Annotated in this window: 13 protein-coding genes and 1 pseudogene; 4 read left to right on the forward strand and 10 right to left on the reverse strand. The window is 62.2% G+C overall.

All coding sequences use genetic code 11. From position 1 onward, the window contains the following. Nucleotides 1-14 precede the first annotated feature (14 nt). The 10 genes from LE197_RS28435 to rpmH all read right to left on the reverse strand — a co-directional run bounded on the left by LE197_RS28435 (nucleotide 15) and on the right by rpmH (nucleotide 9948). Complete coding sequence (locus LE197_RS28435) at nucleotides 15-395, reverse strand: F0F1 ATP synthase subunit I (RefSeq protein WP_003118473.1); 381 nt, start codon at nucleotides 393-395, stop codon at nucleotides 15-17. Between the two features lie 163 nt (nucleotides 396-558). Beyond that, the gene (locus LE197_RS28440; protein ID WP_003100240.1) at nucleotides 559-1431 is read right to left on the reverse strand and encodes a ParB/RepB/Spo0J family partition protein; all 873 of its coding nucleotides are present in this window, start codon (nucleotides 1429-1431) and stop codon (nucleotides 559-561) included. Between the two features lie 9 nt (nucleotides 1432-1440). Further along, on the reverse strand, nucleotides 1441-2229 hold the full coding sequence (gene soj, locus LE197_RS28445) for a chromosome partitioning protein Soj (RefSeq protein ID WP_003097243.1): 789 nt from the start codon (nucleotides 2227-2229) through the stop codon (nucleotides 1441-1443). An 18-nt stretch (nucleotides 2230-2247) separates the two neighbouring features. Then, nucleotides 2248-2892 (reverse strand): 16S rRNA (guanine(527)-N(7))-methyltransferase RsmG, encoded by a 645-nt coding sequence (rsmG, locus tag LE197_RS28450; protein WP_003100242.1) that lies wholly within the window; start codon nucleotides 2890-2892, stop codon nucleotides 2248-2250. Next, nucleotides 2892-4784 carry a tRNA uridine-5-carboxymethylaminomethyl(34) synthesis enzyme MnmG gene (mnmG, locus tag LE197_RS28455; protein ID WP_057386911.1) on the reverse strand — a complete coding sequence of 631 codons (1893 nt, stop codon included), beginning with the start codon at nucleotides 4782-4784 and terminating at the stop codon, nucleotides 2892-2894. Before mnmG ends, rsmG begins: the two co-directional genes overlap by 1 nt. A 473-nt stretch (nucleotides 4785-5257) precedes the next feature. After that, complete coding sequence (locus tag LE197_RS28460; RefSeq protein WP_016562526.1) at nucleotides 5258-5482, reverse strand: hypothetical protein; 225 nt, start codon at nucleotides 5480-5482, stop codon at nucleotides 5258-5260. Between the two features lie 494 nt (nucleotides 5483-5976). Beyond that, nucleotides 5977-7344: a tRNA uridine-5-carboxymethylaminomethyl(34) synthesis GTPase MnmE gene (gene mnmE, locus LE197_RS28465; RefSeq protein WP_003100248.1), complete on the reverse strand. Its 1368-nt coding sequence runs from the start codon at nucleotides 7342-7344 to the stop codon at nucleotides 5977-5979. A 70-nt stretch (nucleotides 7345-7414) separates the two neighbouring features. Continuing rightward, nucleotides 7415-9151: a membrane protein insertase YidC gene (gene yidC / locus LE197_RS28470; protein ID WP_003097255.1), complete on the reverse strand. Its 1737-nt coding sequence runs from the start codon at nucleotides 9149-9151 to the stop codon at nucleotides 7415-7417. Between the two features lie 240 nt (nucleotides 9152-9391). Next, nucleotides 9392-9799: a ribonuclease P protein component gene (gene rnpA, locus LE197_RS28475; protein WP_003100251.1), complete on the reverse strand. Its 408-nt coding sequence runs from the start codon at nucleotides 9797-9799 to the stop codon at nucleotides 9392-9394. Nucleotides 9800-9813: 14 nt separating this feature from the next. After that, a complete protein-coding gene (rpmH, locus tag LE197_RS28480) occupies nucleotides 9814-9948 on the reverse strand; it encodes a 50S ribosomal protein L34 (protein WP_003100258.1) in 135 nt (44 codons plus the stop codon). Between the two features lie 525 nt (nucleotides 9949-10473). On the opposite strand from rpmH, the gene dnaA reads away from it, so the two are divergent. The 4 genes and pseudogenes from dnaA to gyrB all read left to right on the forward strand — a co-directional run bounded on the left by dnaA (nucleotide 10474) and on the right by gyrB (nucleotide 16686). Further along, nucleotides 10474-12018, forward strand: a complete 1545-nt coding sequence (gene dnaA / locus LE197_RS28485) for a chromosomal replication initiator protein DnaA (RefSeq protein ID WP_003109151.1) — start codon at nucleotides 10474-10476, stop codon at nucleotides 12016-12018. Between the two features lie 28 nt (nucleotides 12019-12046). After that, entirely contained in the window at nucleotides 12047-13150 is a 1104-nt protein-coding gene (gene dnaN, locus LE197_RS28490; RefSeq protein ID WP_003097262.1) for a DNA polymerase III subunit beta, read from the forward strand. A 9-nt stretch (nucleotides 13151-13159) separates the two neighbouring features. Continuing rightward, nucleotides 13160-14262 (forward strand): annotated as a pseudogene (recF, locus tag LE197_RS28495) (DNA replication/repair protein RecF). Between the two features lie 3 nt (nucleotides 14263-14265). Next, nucleotides 14266-16686 (forward strand): DNA topoisomerase (ATP-hydrolyzing) subunit B, encoded by a 2421-nt coding sequence (gene gyrB, locus LE197_RS28500; RefSeq protein ID WP_003097268.1) that lies wholly within the window; start codon nucleotides 14266-14268, stop codon nucleotides 16684-16686. Nucleotides 16687-16841: the final 155 nt, after the last annotated feature.

The raw sequence follows: 16841 nt of genomic DNA on the forward strand, positions 1-16841 counted from the left end.
TTGCCTCAATCGCTCTAAGGTCTTGTAAATGTTTTTCCCATCAGCAGGGGTGCGCACCAGCTGACCATCAGGGTCAGCAGATAGACACCGAACAGAGCCGGCGCCATCAGTGGCTTCACGCCTGCGAACGTCAGTGCGAAGAGCACCGCCGTCAGAATCAGTTTCCCGGCTTCGCCCGCATAGAAAGAGCGAACGATTTCCCGGGCAGCCCGCGCTCCGCTGAAACGGAACGCCTTGTAGGCGAAATAACAATTCGGCAACCAGGCGATCATCCCTCCCAGCAGTCCGGAATATCCGGCTACCGGTCCCCAAGAAATCCACAGGGAGATCGCAGCAACAAGCACTACTACCAGTTGGACGAGCAGCAATCTGAATGCCGGCAGGCGACTTGGCATGCGGGACTCCATCGCGCTCTCAGTCTTCTGGTGTCGGCACTGCCAAATCAACGACTTGGCATAAAAAGTGCCCACAAAATAGCGCGCAGAGTATAGGGGGGGAGTCCCCCCTGTTCAACTGGCTGGTAGTGATTTCCGACTACCCGCTACAACCCAAAGTGTGTCAACGGATGTGGGCGAGAACGCCCTGCAGTTCATCCAGGGAGCTGTAGCGGATGACCAACTGTCCCTTGCCCTTCTGACCATGCCGGATCTGCACCGAAGCGCCCAGGCGCTCGGCCAGGCGCTGTTCCAGGCGGGCGATGTCCGGGTCGCTCTTGACCGGTCCCGCAGGCTTGCCCGGGGCATGCGTCCACTGCCGAACCAGGGCTTCGGTCTGACGTACGGTCAGCCCATGTGCGACAACATGTCGCGCCCCTTCCACCTGCCGTTCTGCCGGCAGACCGAGGAGCGCACGGGCATGGCCCATCTCCAGGTCGCCATGGGAAAGCAGGGTCTTGATCTCTTCCGGCAGGCCGATCAGGCGCAGCAGGTTGGTAATGGTCGCGCGCGACTTGCCGACCGCTTCCGCGACCTGCTGCTGGGTCAGCTGGAACTCCTGCTGCAAGCGCTGCAGGGCAGCGGCTTCCTCGATCGGGTTGAGGTCCTCGCGCTGGATGTTCTCGATCAGCGCCATGGCGATGGCCGCTTCGTCCGGCACGTCGCGCACCAGCGCCGGGATCTTTTCCAGTCCGGCCTGCTGGCTGGCCCGCCAGCGCCGCTCGCCGGCGATGATCTCGTAGCGGCCATTGGCGATCGGCCGCACCACGATGGGCTGCATCACGCCCTGGGCCTTGATCGACTGCGCCAGTTCCTCCAGCGCCTGAGGGTCCATGTCGCGACGCGGCTGGTACTTGCCGCGCTGCATCAGGTCGAGGGGGATCTGCTGCAACTCGCGGCGGTCGGCCTGTACGGCTTCCTCCTGCAGTTTGGCGGGACTCGAGCCGCCCAGCAGGGCATCGAGCCCGCGTCCCAGTCCACGTTTCTTGGCTGCCATGCGGGTTCCTTATGCGGTTGCGGCGCGGCCTTTGGCGCGCTGGCGGCGGACCAGCTCGCCGGCCAGCGCCAGGTAGGCGATGGCGCCGCGGGATTGCTTGTCGTAAACCAGCGCCGGCATGCCGAAGCTGGGGGCTTCGGCGAGGCGCACGTTACGCGGGATGACGGTGCTGTAGAGGGTGTCGCCGAAATGCTCCTGCAACTGTGCGGAGACATCGTTGGTCAGGCTGATGCGCGGATCGTACATGGTCCGCAACAGACCCTCGATCTTCAGCGTCGGGTTGAGCAACTGGCCGATGCGCTGGATGCTGTTCATCAGGTCGGTCAGCCCCTCCAGCGCGTAGTACTCGCACTGCATGGGGATGATCACGCCGTCGGCGGCGGTCAGCGCGTTGACGGTGAGCATCGACAGCGACGGCGGGCAGTCGATGAGGATGTAGTCGTAGTTCTCGCGGATCGGCGCCAGCGCGTTGCGCAGGCGATTTTCCTTCATGTCCATTTCCAGCAGCACCACTTCCGCGGCGGTCAGGTCGCGGTTGGCCGGCAGCAACTGGTAGCCGCCGTGTTCGGAGAACTGCATGGCCTCGGCGAGGTTGCACTCGCCGGTGAGCACGTCGTAGATGGAGTGCTCCAGGTTGTGCTTGTCGATGCCGCTGCCGGTGGTGGCGTTGCCCTGGGGATCCAGGTCCAGCAGGAGGACGCGGCGCTTGGTCGCCACGAGGGAGGCCGCGAGGTTGATACAGGTCGTGGTCTTGCCGACACCGCCTTTCTGGTTGGCGATCGCGAATACCTTAGCCATGGTTATCCCTGTTCCCCCTCATGCTGTGCGCCGCAGTATCAGCAGATGCCGCTGACCTTGGCAACCGGGTACCGCCAGCGCGTGCTCGGCTTCGACCCGGAAATCCTCCGGGAGTGCCGCCAGCTCTTCGTTCGGATGCACGCCCTTCATCGCCAGCCAGCGGGTTTCCTGGCCACCGAGGTGGCGGGTCCAGTTGGCGAAGTCCTCCAGGCTGCTGAAAGCGCGGGAAACGATGCCATCGAAGGGGCTCTCGGGACGGAAGGCTTCCACCCGGCTGTGCACGACTTCGAGGTTGGCCAGCTTCAGCTCGAGCTTCACCTGGGTCAGGAAGCGGGTCTTCTTGCCGTTGCTGTCGAGCAGGGTCAGGCGCTTTTCCGGGAACAGGATGGCCAGCGGCACGCCGGGCATGCCGCCGCCGCTGCCGACATCCAGCCAGTTATCCCCAGCCTCGGCATAAGGCACGATGCTCAGGCTGTCGAGCAGGTGGCGCGAAACCATCTCGTCCGGGTCGCGTACGGCGGTCAGGTTGTAGGCCTTGTTCCATTTGATCAGCAGGGCCAGGTAGGCCAGCAGCTGGCGTTGCTTGTCGGCGTCGAGGGCGACGCCTAGCTCGTCAGCACCGCGCGCGAGTTCGTCGGCGTGGTGTTGGGTTACCGCAGACATCAAGCGCTCTGCTCCAGTTGGCGGCCAGAGGCACGCTTCTTCAGGTGGATCAACAACAGCGAAATCGCAGCCGGCGTGACGCCGGGGATCCGCGAAGCCTGTCCGAGGGTTTCCGGACGGGCCTGGTTCAGCTTGTTCTGGATTTCCTTCGACAGGCCGGAAATCCCCAGGTAATCGATATCCACAGGCAGGCGGGTATCTTCGCTGGCGCGCAGACGGGAGATTTCCTCCTGCTGGCGGTCGATGTAGCCGGCGTACTTGGTGCGAATCTCCACCTGCTCGGCCACCTGGGGGTTATCCACAGCGTCGCCGGTGATCTCCACCAGGCCGGCGTAATCGATCTCGGGGCGGCTCAGCAGGTTGAGCAGATTGTATTCATGGGTCAGCGGCGTACCGAAGCGCTCGGCGATGGCGTCGCCCTGCGGGGTATTCGGCCGCACCCAGGTGCTCTTCAGCCGCTGTTCCTCGCGTTCGATACCTTCGCGCTTGGCTTCGAAGGCAGCCCAGCGCCGATCGTCGACAAGGCCCAGCTCGCGTCCCTTCTCGGTGAGACGCAGGTCGGCGTTGTCCTCGCGGAGGATCAGGCGGTATTCCGCCCGCGAGGTGAACATGCGGTACGGCTCCTGGGTGCCGAGCGTGATCAGGTCGTCCACCAGCACGCCGATGTAGGCCTCGTCGCGGCGCGGGCACCAGCTGTCCTTGCCTTGCGAACGCAACGCAGCATTGGCGCCGGCCAGCAGGCCCTGGGCGCCAGCTTCCTCGTAGCCGGTGGTGCCGTTGATCTGGCCGGCGAAGAACAGGCCGCCGATGACCTTGGTCTCCAGGCTGTACCTGAGATCGCGGGGATCGAAGAAGTCGTACTCGATCGCATAGCCCGGCCGCACGATGTGGGCGTTTTCCATGCCACGGATGGAACGCACGATCTGCAGTTGCACGTCGAACGGCAGGGACGTGGAAATGCCGTTGGGATACAGCTCGTGGGTCGTCAGGCCTTCCGGCTCGAGGAAGACCTGATGGCTTTCCTTATCGGCGAAGCGATGGATCTTGTCTTCGATCGAAGGGCAGTAGCGCGGGCCGATGCCTTCGATCACACCGGAATACATCGGCGAACGATCGAGATTGGCGGCGATGATCTCGTGGGTCCGGGCGTTGGTATGGGTGATCCAGCAACTGACCTGCTCGGGATGCTGTTCCTTCGAACCGAGGAAGGACATCACCGGGATCGGCGTGTCGCCCGGCTGCTCGGTCATCACCGAGAAGTCCACGCTGCGCCCGTCGATCCGCGGCGGCGTACCGGTCTTCAGCCGGCCGACCCGCAGCGGCAATTCACGCAGACGACGCGCCAGTGCGATGGACGGCGGGTCGCCGGCGCGTCCGCCTGAGTAGTTCTCCAGGCCGATGTGGATAAGTCCGCCGAGGAAGGTGCCGGTAGTCAGGACCATGTTGTCGGCATGGAAGCGCAGTCCCATCTGGGTCACTACGCCGCGGACCTGATCCTGCTCGACGATCAGGTCGTCGCAGGCCTGCTGGAATATCCACAGGTTCGGCTGGTTTTCCAGTGTATGGCGGATAGCGGCCTTATAGAGCACGCGATCGGCTTGTGCACGAGTGGCGCGCACTGCCGGCCCCTTGCGACTGTTAAGGATGCGGAACTGGATACCGCCCTTGTCGGTGGCTTCGGCCATGGCGCCGCCAAGGGCGTCGATTTCCTTGACCAGATGGCTCTTGCCGATGCCGCCGATGGCGGGGTTGCAGCTCATCTGCCCCAGGGTTTCCACATTGTGGGTCAACAGCAGGGTTTTCACACCCATGCGCGCAGCCGCGAGTGCGGCTTCGGTGCCTGCATGGCCACCGCCGATCACGATTACGTCAAAACGGGTAGGGAAATCCACCACGCACCTCGGCCTGTTCAGAAGCAGGAATTCAGGAAAGCCGGACAGTATAAGGATTTAGCGAACCTGAATGAAGACTCCTGGACAAAAAATAGCCAATCCATATCGAGGGAGCAAAACGGCTCGGCGGGCTTACAAAAAATAAAAGGAAAGGAATGTTTATATCTTTTTAGAACTTGTGTTTATTACTTAGCAGCGGCTTTTCTGTTGATAAGTACGTCGAGCCCAGTAAAGACATAGCCTGTAGCGAATGATAAGGCTGTCCCAAACCCTATCTGGGCCCTGTTGATAAGCGTTTTTTAGCTGTGGATGGAATGGCTCGTTATCAACATGTGGAGTTATGCACAGAGCTTCGGCGGGTTTATCTACCCTCCTGTCCCTGGGGTTTTCCACAGGTTTCAGGCGAGCGTATCCGGGCCGCGGCAGGACCGCAGCCAGGTAGGAAGAAGGAGATGGAAAGGCGTGGGAAAGGCTCAGTCGTTGCCGCTTTCCAGCGTATCGATGGATGACGACAGGCGCTCGAAGCGGCGCTTGGCGGAGACCTGTAAATCCCGCTCGGAGCCCTCGTTAGCGGGTTTGCGCAGCAGTAGCCGAGCACTGAGCCCGCTAGTGCGGTCGTAACTGCCGAACCAGTCGATCATCTGTCCGACCTGGCATTCGCCGCCGAGCCACACCGCCAGGTTGGCTACGATCTCCATGCTGTAGTGTCCGAGTGCTCGCCGTGGGACGCCTTGGGAGCCGAAGGCGAGGGCCCCGCCTGGCCGGTATCGACGGAGTCCAGGGTCTGCAACAGCTCTTTTCGCAGAATCTCTTCCAGGCTTGTGGATAAACCGCTTACCGGGTTGACTTGCGTGCACGGAACGTCCCGGCGCGTGGCGATAGCGCCAGGCGAGACAACGGGATAGATACGCCGTTCGAGAGGGGCGAGCAGATAGAGATTGACCACAGCGCAGCGCCTTCGCGGACGCCGGATCGGAGCGCGGTGCCTGTGCATAAACCTCTCCCAGGTGGATATCCATCCCATGCAGACCGACATCGGCGCAGATGGTTTTCTCGGGGACGAAGCGGCGCGCCGGCAATCCATGCCTGCGTGGTTGAGTGCCGGCGGCAAAGGGCACAGTGAAGGGAAAGTACGCAGAACCGGAGCGAACCTTGCCCTGGTTATCCACAACTCGGCGTGGGCCGAGCCCCATTACTTGCCGATGCAGAAACTCGAGAAGATGCGACCCAGCAGGTCGTCGGGGGTGAATGCGCCGGTGATTTCGCCCAGGTGCTGCTGGGCCTGGCGCAGATCCTCGGCCAGCAGTTCGCCGGCGCCATTGTGGATAAGTTGGCTGTGGCCATGCTCCAGCGCCTGCCCTGCCAGGCGTAGCGCTTCCAAGTGGCGCCGGCGGGCGCTGAAACCGCTTTCCGCGGTCTGTTCGAAGCCCATGCAGGCCTTCAGGTGTTCGCGCAGCAGCTCCAGGCCGGCGCCGGTGCGCGCCGAGAGGGTGATGGTGACGTGGCCGTCCGCGCTTTCCTCGAGGCCAATGGACTCTGTGGACAAATCCGCCTTGTTGCGGATCAGGGTGACCTTGCCCGGTTCCGGTCGCTGGTCGAGAAACTCCGGCCATAGGGAAAACGGGTCTGCTGCTTCCGGGGCGGTGGCGTCCACCACCAGCAGCACGCGATCGGCTTCGCCGATGGCTTTCAGCGCACGTTCCACGCCGATCTTTTCCACATGGTCCTCGGTATCCCGCAGGCCTGCGGTGTCCACCACATGCAGGGGCATGCCATCGATGTGGATATGTTCGCGTAGTACATCGCGGGTGGTGCCGGCTATGTCCGTGACGATGGCCGCCTCGCGACCGGCCAGGGCATTCAGCAGGCTGGACTTGCCGGCATTCGGTCGTCCGGCGATGACCACGGTCATGCCGTCGCGCAGCAGGGCGCCTTGGGAAGCTTCGCGCTGCACTGTGGATAATTCTGTGCGTACTTTTTCCAGAAGCCCCAGTACATGGCCATCGGCGAGGAAGTCGATTTCTTCCTCGGGGAAGTCGATGGCGGCTTCGACATAGATGCGCAGGGAAATCAGTTGCTCGGTCAATGCATGTACCCGGCGTGAGAATTCGCCCTGCAGGGAACGCAATGCATTGCGCGCGGCCTGCTCCGAGCTGGCCTCGATCAGATCGGCGATGGCTTCGGCCTGGGCCAGGTCGAGCTTGTCGTTGAGGAACGCGCGCTCGCTGAACTCGCCCGGTCGCGCCTGGCGGGCGCCCAGTTCCAGACAACGCTGCACCAGCAGGTCGAGTACCACGGGGCCGCCGTGCCCCTGCAGTTCGAGTACGTCTTCGCCGGTGAACGAGTTCGGGCCTGGGAAATACAGTGACAGGCCTTCGTCGATCACCTGACCACCGGCATCGAGGAACGGTCCGTAATGCGCATGCCGGGCTTTCAGCTGGCGTCCGCTCACGGCCACGGCCATCTGTCCGGCGAGAGGTCCGGAGACGCGGACGATTCCCACGCCGCCGCGGCCCTGGGCGGTAGCGATCGCGACGATGGTTTCGGTGGCGGCTTGCATGTGGATATCTCCGGATAGCAAGACGCCCCTCGAGGGGGCGTCTTGTTGTGGACAGTTTTCGCGATAGACGTCAGGCGGTCTTCGCGGCTGCCTCGATCTTGCGGGTAATGTACCACTGCTGTGCGATCGACAGGCAGTTGTTGACTACCCAGTACAGCACCAGACCGGCTGGGAACCAGAGGAAGAAGAAGGTGAAGATGATCGGCATCAGTTTCATCACCTTGGCCTGCATCGGGTCCGGCGGGGTCGGGTTGAGCATCTGCTGGATCAGCATGGTGCCGCCCATGACGATCGGCAGGATGAAGAACGGATCCTTCACCGACAGGTCGGTGATCCAGCCGAGCCACGGCGCCTGGCGCATTTCCACGCTTTCCAGGAGTACCCAGTAGAGGGAGAGGAAGACCGGCATCTGGACCAGGATCGGCAGGCAGCCGCCCAGCGGATTGATCTTCTCCTTCTTGTACAGCTCCATCATCGCCTGGGACATCTTCTGCCGATCGTCGCCGTGCTGTTCCTTGATCGCCTGCATCTTCGGCGACACCGCGCGCATGCGCGCCATCGAACGGTAGCTGGCGGCGGACAACGGGAAGAAGGCCAGCTTGATCAGGACGGTCAGGGCGATGATCGACCAGCCCCAGTTACCGATCAGGCTGTGGATATGTTGCAGCAGCCAGAAGATCGGCTGGGCGATGAACCAAAGGAAACCGTAGTCGACGGTCAGTTCCAGGCCCGGGGAGAGTTCCTTCAGGTGCTTCTGGAGTTTCGGGCCGGCATACAGGGTCAGGTCGGTTTCCACCTTGCTACCCGCCGGAACGCTCAGGGTCGGGCCGGTGAAACCGACGATGTAGTTGCCCTGGCCGTCCTTGCGGGTCATGACCTGGTGCTGCTCGCCCTTGGTCGGAACCCAGGCGGTCACGAAGTAGTGTTGCAGCCAGGCGACCCAGCCACCCTGCACGGACTCCTTGAACTGTTCCTTGTCCATGTCCTTGGTGGAGATCTTCTTGTACGGCGAATCCGGGGTCCAGACCGCGGCGCCGAGGTAGGTGGACACCCCGGTGGCGGTGGTCGAGGACGGGTCGGCGCTGCCGTCGCGCTTGAGCTGGGCGAACAGGTTGCCGCTCCAGGTCTTGCCGCTCTGGTTGTCGATCAGGTAGCTGACGCCGACCTGATAGGCGTTTTCATTGATGCACTCGATCTTCTTCTGGGCCTTTTCCTTGTCCGAGCAATCGGCTTTCAGGCCACGGTGGAAGGTGAAGCGCTTGATGTAGTTGACACCGTCGTGGCTGAAGCTCAGGTCCACGACCAGTTCGTTCTGGCCGTCGGCCAACTGGTAGCTGCTCTGCGCACTGTGGAACAGCGGGCGGCCGGCGCTGCTGGCGTCCGGGCCGTCGGCACCGGTGAGGCCGCTCTGCGCCAGGTAGGTACGTTCGCGACCGTTGTCGAACAGCGGGAACGGCACGTCCGGACGGTCCAGGCGGCGCGGATACTGCAACAGGCCGAGCTGGACGATATCGCCGCCACGGGGATCGATGGCCAGGTCGAGGACGTCGGTCTTCACCTGGATCAGCTTGTCGCTGACCGCAACCGGCTTGTCGGCGGCTTCGCTGCCGGCCGCGCTGCTCTGGGCAGTGGGAACGTCACTGCTGGTGCCCGAGGCGGACGGAGTGTCCGGCAGGCCTTGCGTGGTGTTCATCGAAGCGCTGGCGGCGGGCAGCTCAGGCTGACCGTAATCCTTGTTCCACTGGAGAACCAGCAGGTAGGACACGACTGCAAGGGCGACGATGAGAATCGAGCGTTGAATGTCCATGGTTACTCGGCCATCGAGAAAGGGCGGTGCTTGAAGGAAACTGACAGTAGCAGATCGCGGCTACGGGATTGCCAGTGATGGAGCCGAGTGGAGGAAACCGCACTCGGGCGACCATTGCGTCGCGGGCCATGCTGCGCGATAGCCTCGTACGCTAGGGAAGTACAACTTGGCTGGGAACGACGGTGCCGGGTCATCGAAGGGGGGATGACACTACAGGGATCGGGATGCGCGGGCATCGACCTATGCATGAGTACCGTCGGCCACGCCAGGGGCGTCAGCAGGGCTTTCCGTGCGAGGTCGATTGCGCAACAGGCGTTTCCAGAGCTTGCCGAACTGCTGGTGCAGCTCCGGATTTTCCAGTTCGCCCAGGCCTTTGCGCGCGATCACCACGATATCCCAGCCAGCCAGGGTTTCCTGGTTATGGCGGAACGATTCGCGGATCAGGCGTTTGAGGCGATTGCGCTGGACGGCGAGCTTGACGTTCTTCTTGCCGATCACCAGGCCCAGGCGGGGGTGATCGAGACCGTTCTCGCGCGCCAGCAGCAGGACGTGCTTGCCGGGGACCTTGCCGGTCGGAGAGTCGAAGACTGCGCTGAATTGCCGGGCTGTCAGTAGACGCTTGTCCCGGTCGAAGTCCCGACTCACCACCCGTACCGGATAAATCAGACGGTCAGACGCTTACGGCCTTTGGCGCGACGACGCGACAGAACCTGACGGCCGTTCTTGGTGGCCATACGGGCGCGGAAACCGTGGACGCGAGCGCGCTTGAGGGTGCTGGGTTGGAAAGTACGTTTCATGATTCGGTACCTGGGTTGACGACTTGAGGTCGCAGTGACCCCGTTTAAAGAGACCGGCGATTCTAGTGAAATCGAACGGGCAGGTCAATTTCCAACCAGCGATGACGTAATAGATAGATACTAGGAAGTCATTTTTCTTTTAAAGGATAGAAACGGTTAATGCTCTTGGGACGGCGCTTTTCTGTGCATAACTCGATGAAGCCCAGCAATTGCGTGTTTCTCCGGCAGGCAAAAGGTTGTCGAGAACCGGTGTCGAGGCTGTTTCCTTCCTGAGCGAAGCCTGGGGATGAACGAGATGGTTATCCACAGCGGTTTTTTCCACACGGCTGTGCGCAGGGATGTACCCCCTTCAAAGCAAGGGTTATCCACAAAGTCCAGGACGACCGTCCGTCGGCCTGCCTGCTTTTATTAAGGTCTTGATTTGCTTGGGGCCTCAGCGCATCGGCATGTGGATAAGTCCGGCCCGTCCGGCTACAATAGGCGCTTATTTCGTTGTGCCGCCTTTCCAATCTTTGGGGGATATCCGTGTCCGTGGAACTTTGGCAGCAGTGCGTGGATCTTCTCCGCGATGAGCTGCCGTCCCAACAATTCAACACCTGGATCCGTCCCTTGCAGGTCGAAGCCGAAGGCGACGAATTGCGTGTGTATGCACCCAACCGTTTCGTCCTCGATTGGGTGAACGAGAAATACCTCGGTCGGCTTCTGGAACTGCTCGGTGAACGCGGCGAGGGTCAGTTGCCCGCGCTTTCCTTATTAATAGGCAGCAAGCGTAGCCGTACGCCGCGCGCCGCCATCGTCCCATCGCAGACCCACGTGGCTCCCCCGCCTCCGGTTGCTCCGCCGCCGGCGCCAGTGCAGCCGGTATCGGCCGCGCCCGTGGTAGTGCCACGTGAAGAGCTGCCGCCAGTGACGACGGCTCCCAGCGTGTCGAGCGATCCCTATGAGCCGGAAGAACCCAGCATCGATCCGCTGGCCGCCGCCATGCCGGCCGGAGCAGCGCCTGCGGTGCGCACCGAGCGCAACGTCCAGGTCGAAGGTGCGCTGAAGCACACCAGCTATCTCAACCGTACCTTCACCTTCGAGAACTTCGTCGAGGGCAAGTCCAACCAGTTGGCCCGCGCCGCCGCCTGGCAGGTGGCGGACAACCTCAAGCACGGCTACAACCCGCTGTTCCTCTACGGTGGCGTCGGTCTGGGCAAGACCCACCTGATGCATGCGGTGGGCAACCACCTGCTGAAGAAGAACCCGAACGCCAAGGTGGTCTACCTGCATTCGGAACGTTTCGTCGCGGACATGGTGAAGGCCTTGCAGCTCAACGCCATCAACGAATTCAAGCGCTTCTACCGCTCGGTGGACGCACTGTTGATCGACGACATCCAGTTCTTCGCCCGTAAGGAGCGCTCCCAGGAGGAGTTCTTCCACACCTTCAATGCCCTTCTCGAAGGCGGCCAGCAGGTGATCCTCACCAGCGACCGCTATCCGAAGGAAATCGAAGGCCTGGAAGAGCGGCTGAAATCCCGCTTCGGCTGGGGCCTGACGGTGGCCGTCGAGCCGCCGGAACTGGAAACCCGGGTGGCGATCCTGATGAAGAAGGCCGAGCAGGCGAAGATCGAGCTGCCGCACGATGCGGCCTTCTTCATCGCCCAGCGCATCCGTTCCAACGTGCGCGAACTGGAAGGTGCGCTGAAGCGGGTGATCGCCCACTCGCACTTCATGGGCCGGCCGATCACCATCGAGCTGATTCGCGAGTCGCTGAAGGACCTGTTGGCCCTTCAGGACAAGCTGGTCAGCATCGACAACATCCAGCGCACCGTCGCCGAGTACTACAAGATCAAGATATCCGATCTGTTGTCCAAGCGGCGTTCGCGCTCGGTGGCGCGCCCGCGCCAGGTGGCCATGGCGCTCTCCAAGGAGCTGACCAACCACAGCCTGCCGGAGATCGGCGTGGCCTTCGGCGGTCGGGATCACACCACGGTGTTGCACGCCTGTCGTAAGATCGCTCAACTTAGGGAATCCGACGCGGATATCCGCGAGGACTACAAGAACCTGCTGCGTACCCTGACAACCTGACGCAGCCCACGAGGCAAGGGACTAGACCATGCATTTCACCATTCAACGCGAAGCCCTGTTGAAACCGCTGCAACTGGTCGCCGGCGTCGTGGAACGCCGCCAGACATTGCCGGTTCTCTCCAACGTCCTGCTGGTGGTCGAAGGCCAGCAACTGTCGCTGACCGGCACCGACCTCGAAGTCGAGCTGGTTGGTCGCGTGGTACTGGAAGATGCCGCCGAACCCGGCGAGATCACCGTACCGGCGCGCAAGCTGATGGACATCTGCAAGAGCCTGCCGAACGACGTGCTGATCGACATCCGTGTCGAAGAGCAGAAACTTCTGGTGAAGGCCGGGCGTAGCCGCTTCACCCTGTCCACCCTGCCGGCCAACGATTTCCCCACCGTAGAGGAAGGTCCCGGCTCGCTGAACTTCAGCATTGCCCAGAGCAAGCTGCGTCGCCTGATCGACCGCACCAGCTTCGCCATGGCCCAGCAGGACGTGCGTTACTACCTCAACGGCATGCTGCTGGAAGTGAACGGCGGCACCCTGCGCTCCGTCGCCACCGACGGCCACCGACTGGCCATGTGCTCGCTGGATGCGCAGATCCCGTCGCAGGACCGCCACCAGGTGATCGTGCCGCGCAAAGGCATCCTCGAACTGGCTCGTCTGCTCACCGAGCAGGACGGCGAAGTCGGTATCGTCCTGGGCCAGCACCATATCCGTGCCACCACTGGCGAATTCACCTTCACTTCGAAGCTGGTGGACGGCAAGTTCCCGGACTACGAACGCGTACTGCCGCGCGGTGGCGACAAGCTGGTGGTCGGTGACCGCCAGCAACTGCGCGAAGCCTTCAGCCGCACCGCGATCCTCTCCAACGAGAAGTACCGCGGCATTCGCCTGCAGCTTTCCAACGGTTTGCTGAAAATCCAGGCGAACAACCCGGAGCAGGAAGAGGCCGAGGAAGAAGTGCAGGTCGAGTACAACGGCGGCAACCTGGAGATCGGCTTCAACGTCAGTTACCTGCTCGACGTGCTGGGTGTGATCGGTACCGAGCAGGTCCGCTTCATCCTTTCCGATTCCAACAGCAGCGCCCTGGTCCACGAGGCCGACAATGACGATTCTGCCTATGTCGTCATGCCGATGCGCCTCTAATCACACTGAATGTCCCTGACCCGCGTTTCGGTCACCGCGGTGCGCAACCTGCACCCGGTGACCCTCTCCCCCTCCCCCCGCATCAACATCCTCTACGGCGATAATGGCAGCGGCAAGACCAGCGTGCTCGAAGCCATCCACCTGCTGGGCCTGGCGCGTTCATTCCGCAGTGCGCGCTTGCAGCCGGTGATCCAGTACGAGGAAGCGGCCTGCACCGTATTCGGCCAGGTGATGTTGGCCAACGGCATTGCCAGCAACCTGGGGATTTCCCGTGAGCGCCAGGGCGAGTTCACCATTCGCATCGATGGGCAGAACGCCCGAAGTGCGGCTCAATTAGCGGAAACTCTTCCACTGCAACTGATCAACCCGGACAGCTTTCGGTTGCTCGAGGGAGCGCCGAAGATCCGCCGACAGTTCCTCGATTGGGGAGTGTTCCACGTGGAACCTCGGTTTCTGCCCGTCTGGCAGCGCCTGCAGAAGGCGCTGCGCCAGCGGAACTCCTGGCTCCGGCATGGTAAACTGGACCCCGCGTCGCAAGCGGCCTGGGACCGGGAATTGAGCCTGGCCAGCGATGAGATCGATGCCTACCGCAGAAGCTATATCCAGGCGTTGAAACCGGTATTCGAGGAAACCCTCGCCGAATTGGTTTCACTGGATGACCTGACCCTTAGCTACTACCGAGGCTGGGACAAGGATCGGGACCTCCTGGAGGTCCTGGCTTCCAGCCTGTTACGCGACCAGCAGATGGGCCACACCCAGGCGGGACCGCAGCGTGCGGATCTTCGCATACGGTTGGCAGGTCATAACGCCGCGGAGATTCTCTCGCGCGGTCAGCAGAAGCTGGTGGTATGCGCCCTGCGCATCGCCCAAGGCCATCTGATCAATCGCGCCAAGCGCGGACAGTGCGTCTACCTGGTGGACGACCTGCCCTCGGAACTGGATGAGCAGCATCGAATGGCTCTTTGCCGCTTGCTTGAAGATTTGGGTTGCCAGGTATTCATCACCTGCGTGGACCCGCAACTATTGAAAGACGGCTGGCGCACGGATACGCCGGTATCCATGTTCCACGTGGAACATGGAAAAGTCTCTCAGACCACGACCATCGGGAGTGAAGCATGAGCGAGAACAACACGTACGACTCTTCCAGCATCAAGGTGCTGAAGGGGCTGGATGCCGTACGCAAGCGCCCCGGCATGTACATCGGCGACACCGACGATGGCACCGGTCTGCACCACATGGTGTTCGAGGTGGTGGATAACTCCATCGACGAAGCGCTGGCCGGTTACTGCAGCGAAATCAGCATCACCATCCATACGGATGAGTCGATCACTGTCCGCGACAATGGACGCGGTATTCCGGTGGATATCCACAAGGAAGAAGGGGTTTCTGCGGCGGAAGTGATCATGACCGTCCTCCACGCCGGCGGCAAGTTCGACGACAACACCTACAAGGTGTCCGGCGGCTTGCACGGTGTGGGCGTCTCGGTGGTGAACGCGCTGTCCCATGAACTACGCCTGACCATCCGTCGCCACAACAAGGTCTGGGAACAGGTCTACCACCACGGCGTTCCGCAGTTCCCACTGCGCGAAGTGGGCGAGACCGATGGCTCCGGCACCGAAGTTCACTTCAAGCCGTCCCCGGAGACCTTCAGCAACATCCACTTCAGTTGGGACATCCTGGCCAAGCGCATCCGCGAGCTGTCCTTCCTCAACTCCGGCGTCGGCATCCTGCTGCGCGACGAGCGTACCGGCAAGGAGGAGCTGTTCAAGTACGAAGGCGGTCTGAAGGCCTTCGTCGAGTACCTGAACACCAACAAGACCGCGGTGAACGAGGTATTCCACTTCAACGTCCAGCGTGAAGAGGACGGCGTGGGTGTGGAAGTCGCCTTGCAGTGGAACGACAGCTTCAACGAGAACCTGCTCTGCTTCACCAACAACATCCCGCAGCGTGACGGCGGCACCCACCTGGCCGGTTTCCGTTCGGCGCTGACGCGTAACCTGAACAACTACATCGAGGCCGAAGGCCTGGCGAAGAAATTCAAGATCGCCACCACCGGCGACGATGCCCGCGAAGGCCTCACCGCGATCATCTCGGTGAAGGTACCGGACCCGAAGTTCAGCTCGCAGACCAAGGACAAGCTGGTCTCCTCCGAGGTGAAGACTGCGGTGGAACAGGAGATGGGCAAGTACTTCGCCGACTTCCTGCTGGAGAATCCCAACGAAGCCAAGGCCGTGGTCGGCAAGATGATCGACGCCGCCCGTGCCCGCGAGGCCGCGCGCAAGGCGCGCGAGATGACCCGCCGCAAGGGCGCACTGGACATCGCCGGCCTGCCCGGCAAGCTGGCCGATTGCCAGGAAAAGGACCCGGCGCTCTCCGAACTGTACATCGTGGAGGGTGACTCCGCGGGCGGTTCCGCCAAGCAGGGCCGCAATCGCCGGACCCAGGCGATCCTGCCGCTCAAGGGCAAGATCCTCAACGTCGAAAAGGCGCGCTTCGACAAGATGCTCTCCTCCCAGGAGGTCGGTACGCTGATCACCGCCCTGGGCTGTGGCATCGGCCGCGAGGAATACAACATCGACAAGCTGCGCTACCACAACATCATCATCATGACCGATGCTGACGTCGACGGTTCGCACATCCGCACCCTGCTGTTGACCTTCTTCTTCCGCCAGATGCCCGAGCTGATCGAGCGTGGCTACATCTACATCGCCCAGCCACCGTTGTACAAGGTCAAGCGCGGCAAGCAGGAGCAGTACATCAAGGACGACCAGGCCATGGAAGAGTACATGACCCAGTCGGCCCTGGAAGACGCCAGCCTGCACGTCAACGAGCACGCTCCGGGCCTGTCCGGGGCGGCGCTGGAGAAACTGGTCAACGAGTATCGTGGGGTGATCGCCACCCTCAAGCGCCTGTCGCGCCTGTACCCCCAGGAGCTGACCGAGCACTTCATCTACCTGCCTACCGTGTCGGTGGACGACCTGGCTAACGAGTCGGCCATGCAGGGCTGGTTGGAGAAGTTCCAGGCGCGCCTGACCGCCGCCGAGAAGTCAGGCCTGACCTACAAGGCCAGCCTGCGCGAAGACCGCGAGCGCCACCTGTGGCTGCCCGAGGTGGAACTGGTGGCCCACGGCCTGTCCAGCTACGTCACCTTCAACCGTGACTTCTTCGCCAGCAATGACTACCGCTCGGTGTCGCTGCTCGGCGACCAGCTGAACAGCCTGCTGGAAGACGGCGCCTACGTGCAGAAGGGTGAGCGCAAGCGCCCGATCAGCGCCTTCAAGGACGGCCTGGACTGGCTGATGGCCGAAGGTACCAAGCGCCACAGCATCCAGCGATACAAAGGGTTGGGCGAGATGAACCCTGAGCAGCTGTGGGAAACCACCATGGATCCGAACGTCCGGCGCATGCTCAAGGTGACCATCGAGGACGCCATCGCCGCCGACCAGATCTTCAACACCCTGATGGGCGATGCCGTGGAGCCGCGCCGCGACTTCATCGAAAGCAACGCGCTGGCGGTGTCGAACCTGGACGTGTGACGGGTCGGCAGACCGACCCTCATGGAAACCCCGGCCTGGCGCCGGGGTTTTCTTTTTGCGCCAGGTAGCCTGGATATGTGCCTTGCCAAGGTGTGGCCGAGCCCCGGTTGCTCGCCAGCATTGGCACCCTGGACCCAGGCCTCCTGGCGGCGTGG

Source organism: Pseudomonas sp. PS1(2021), assembly GCF_020405165.1.
GTDB lineage: Bacteria > Pseudomonadota > Gammaproteobacteria > Pseudomonadales > Pseudomonadaceae > Pseudomonas > Pseudomonas aeruginosa.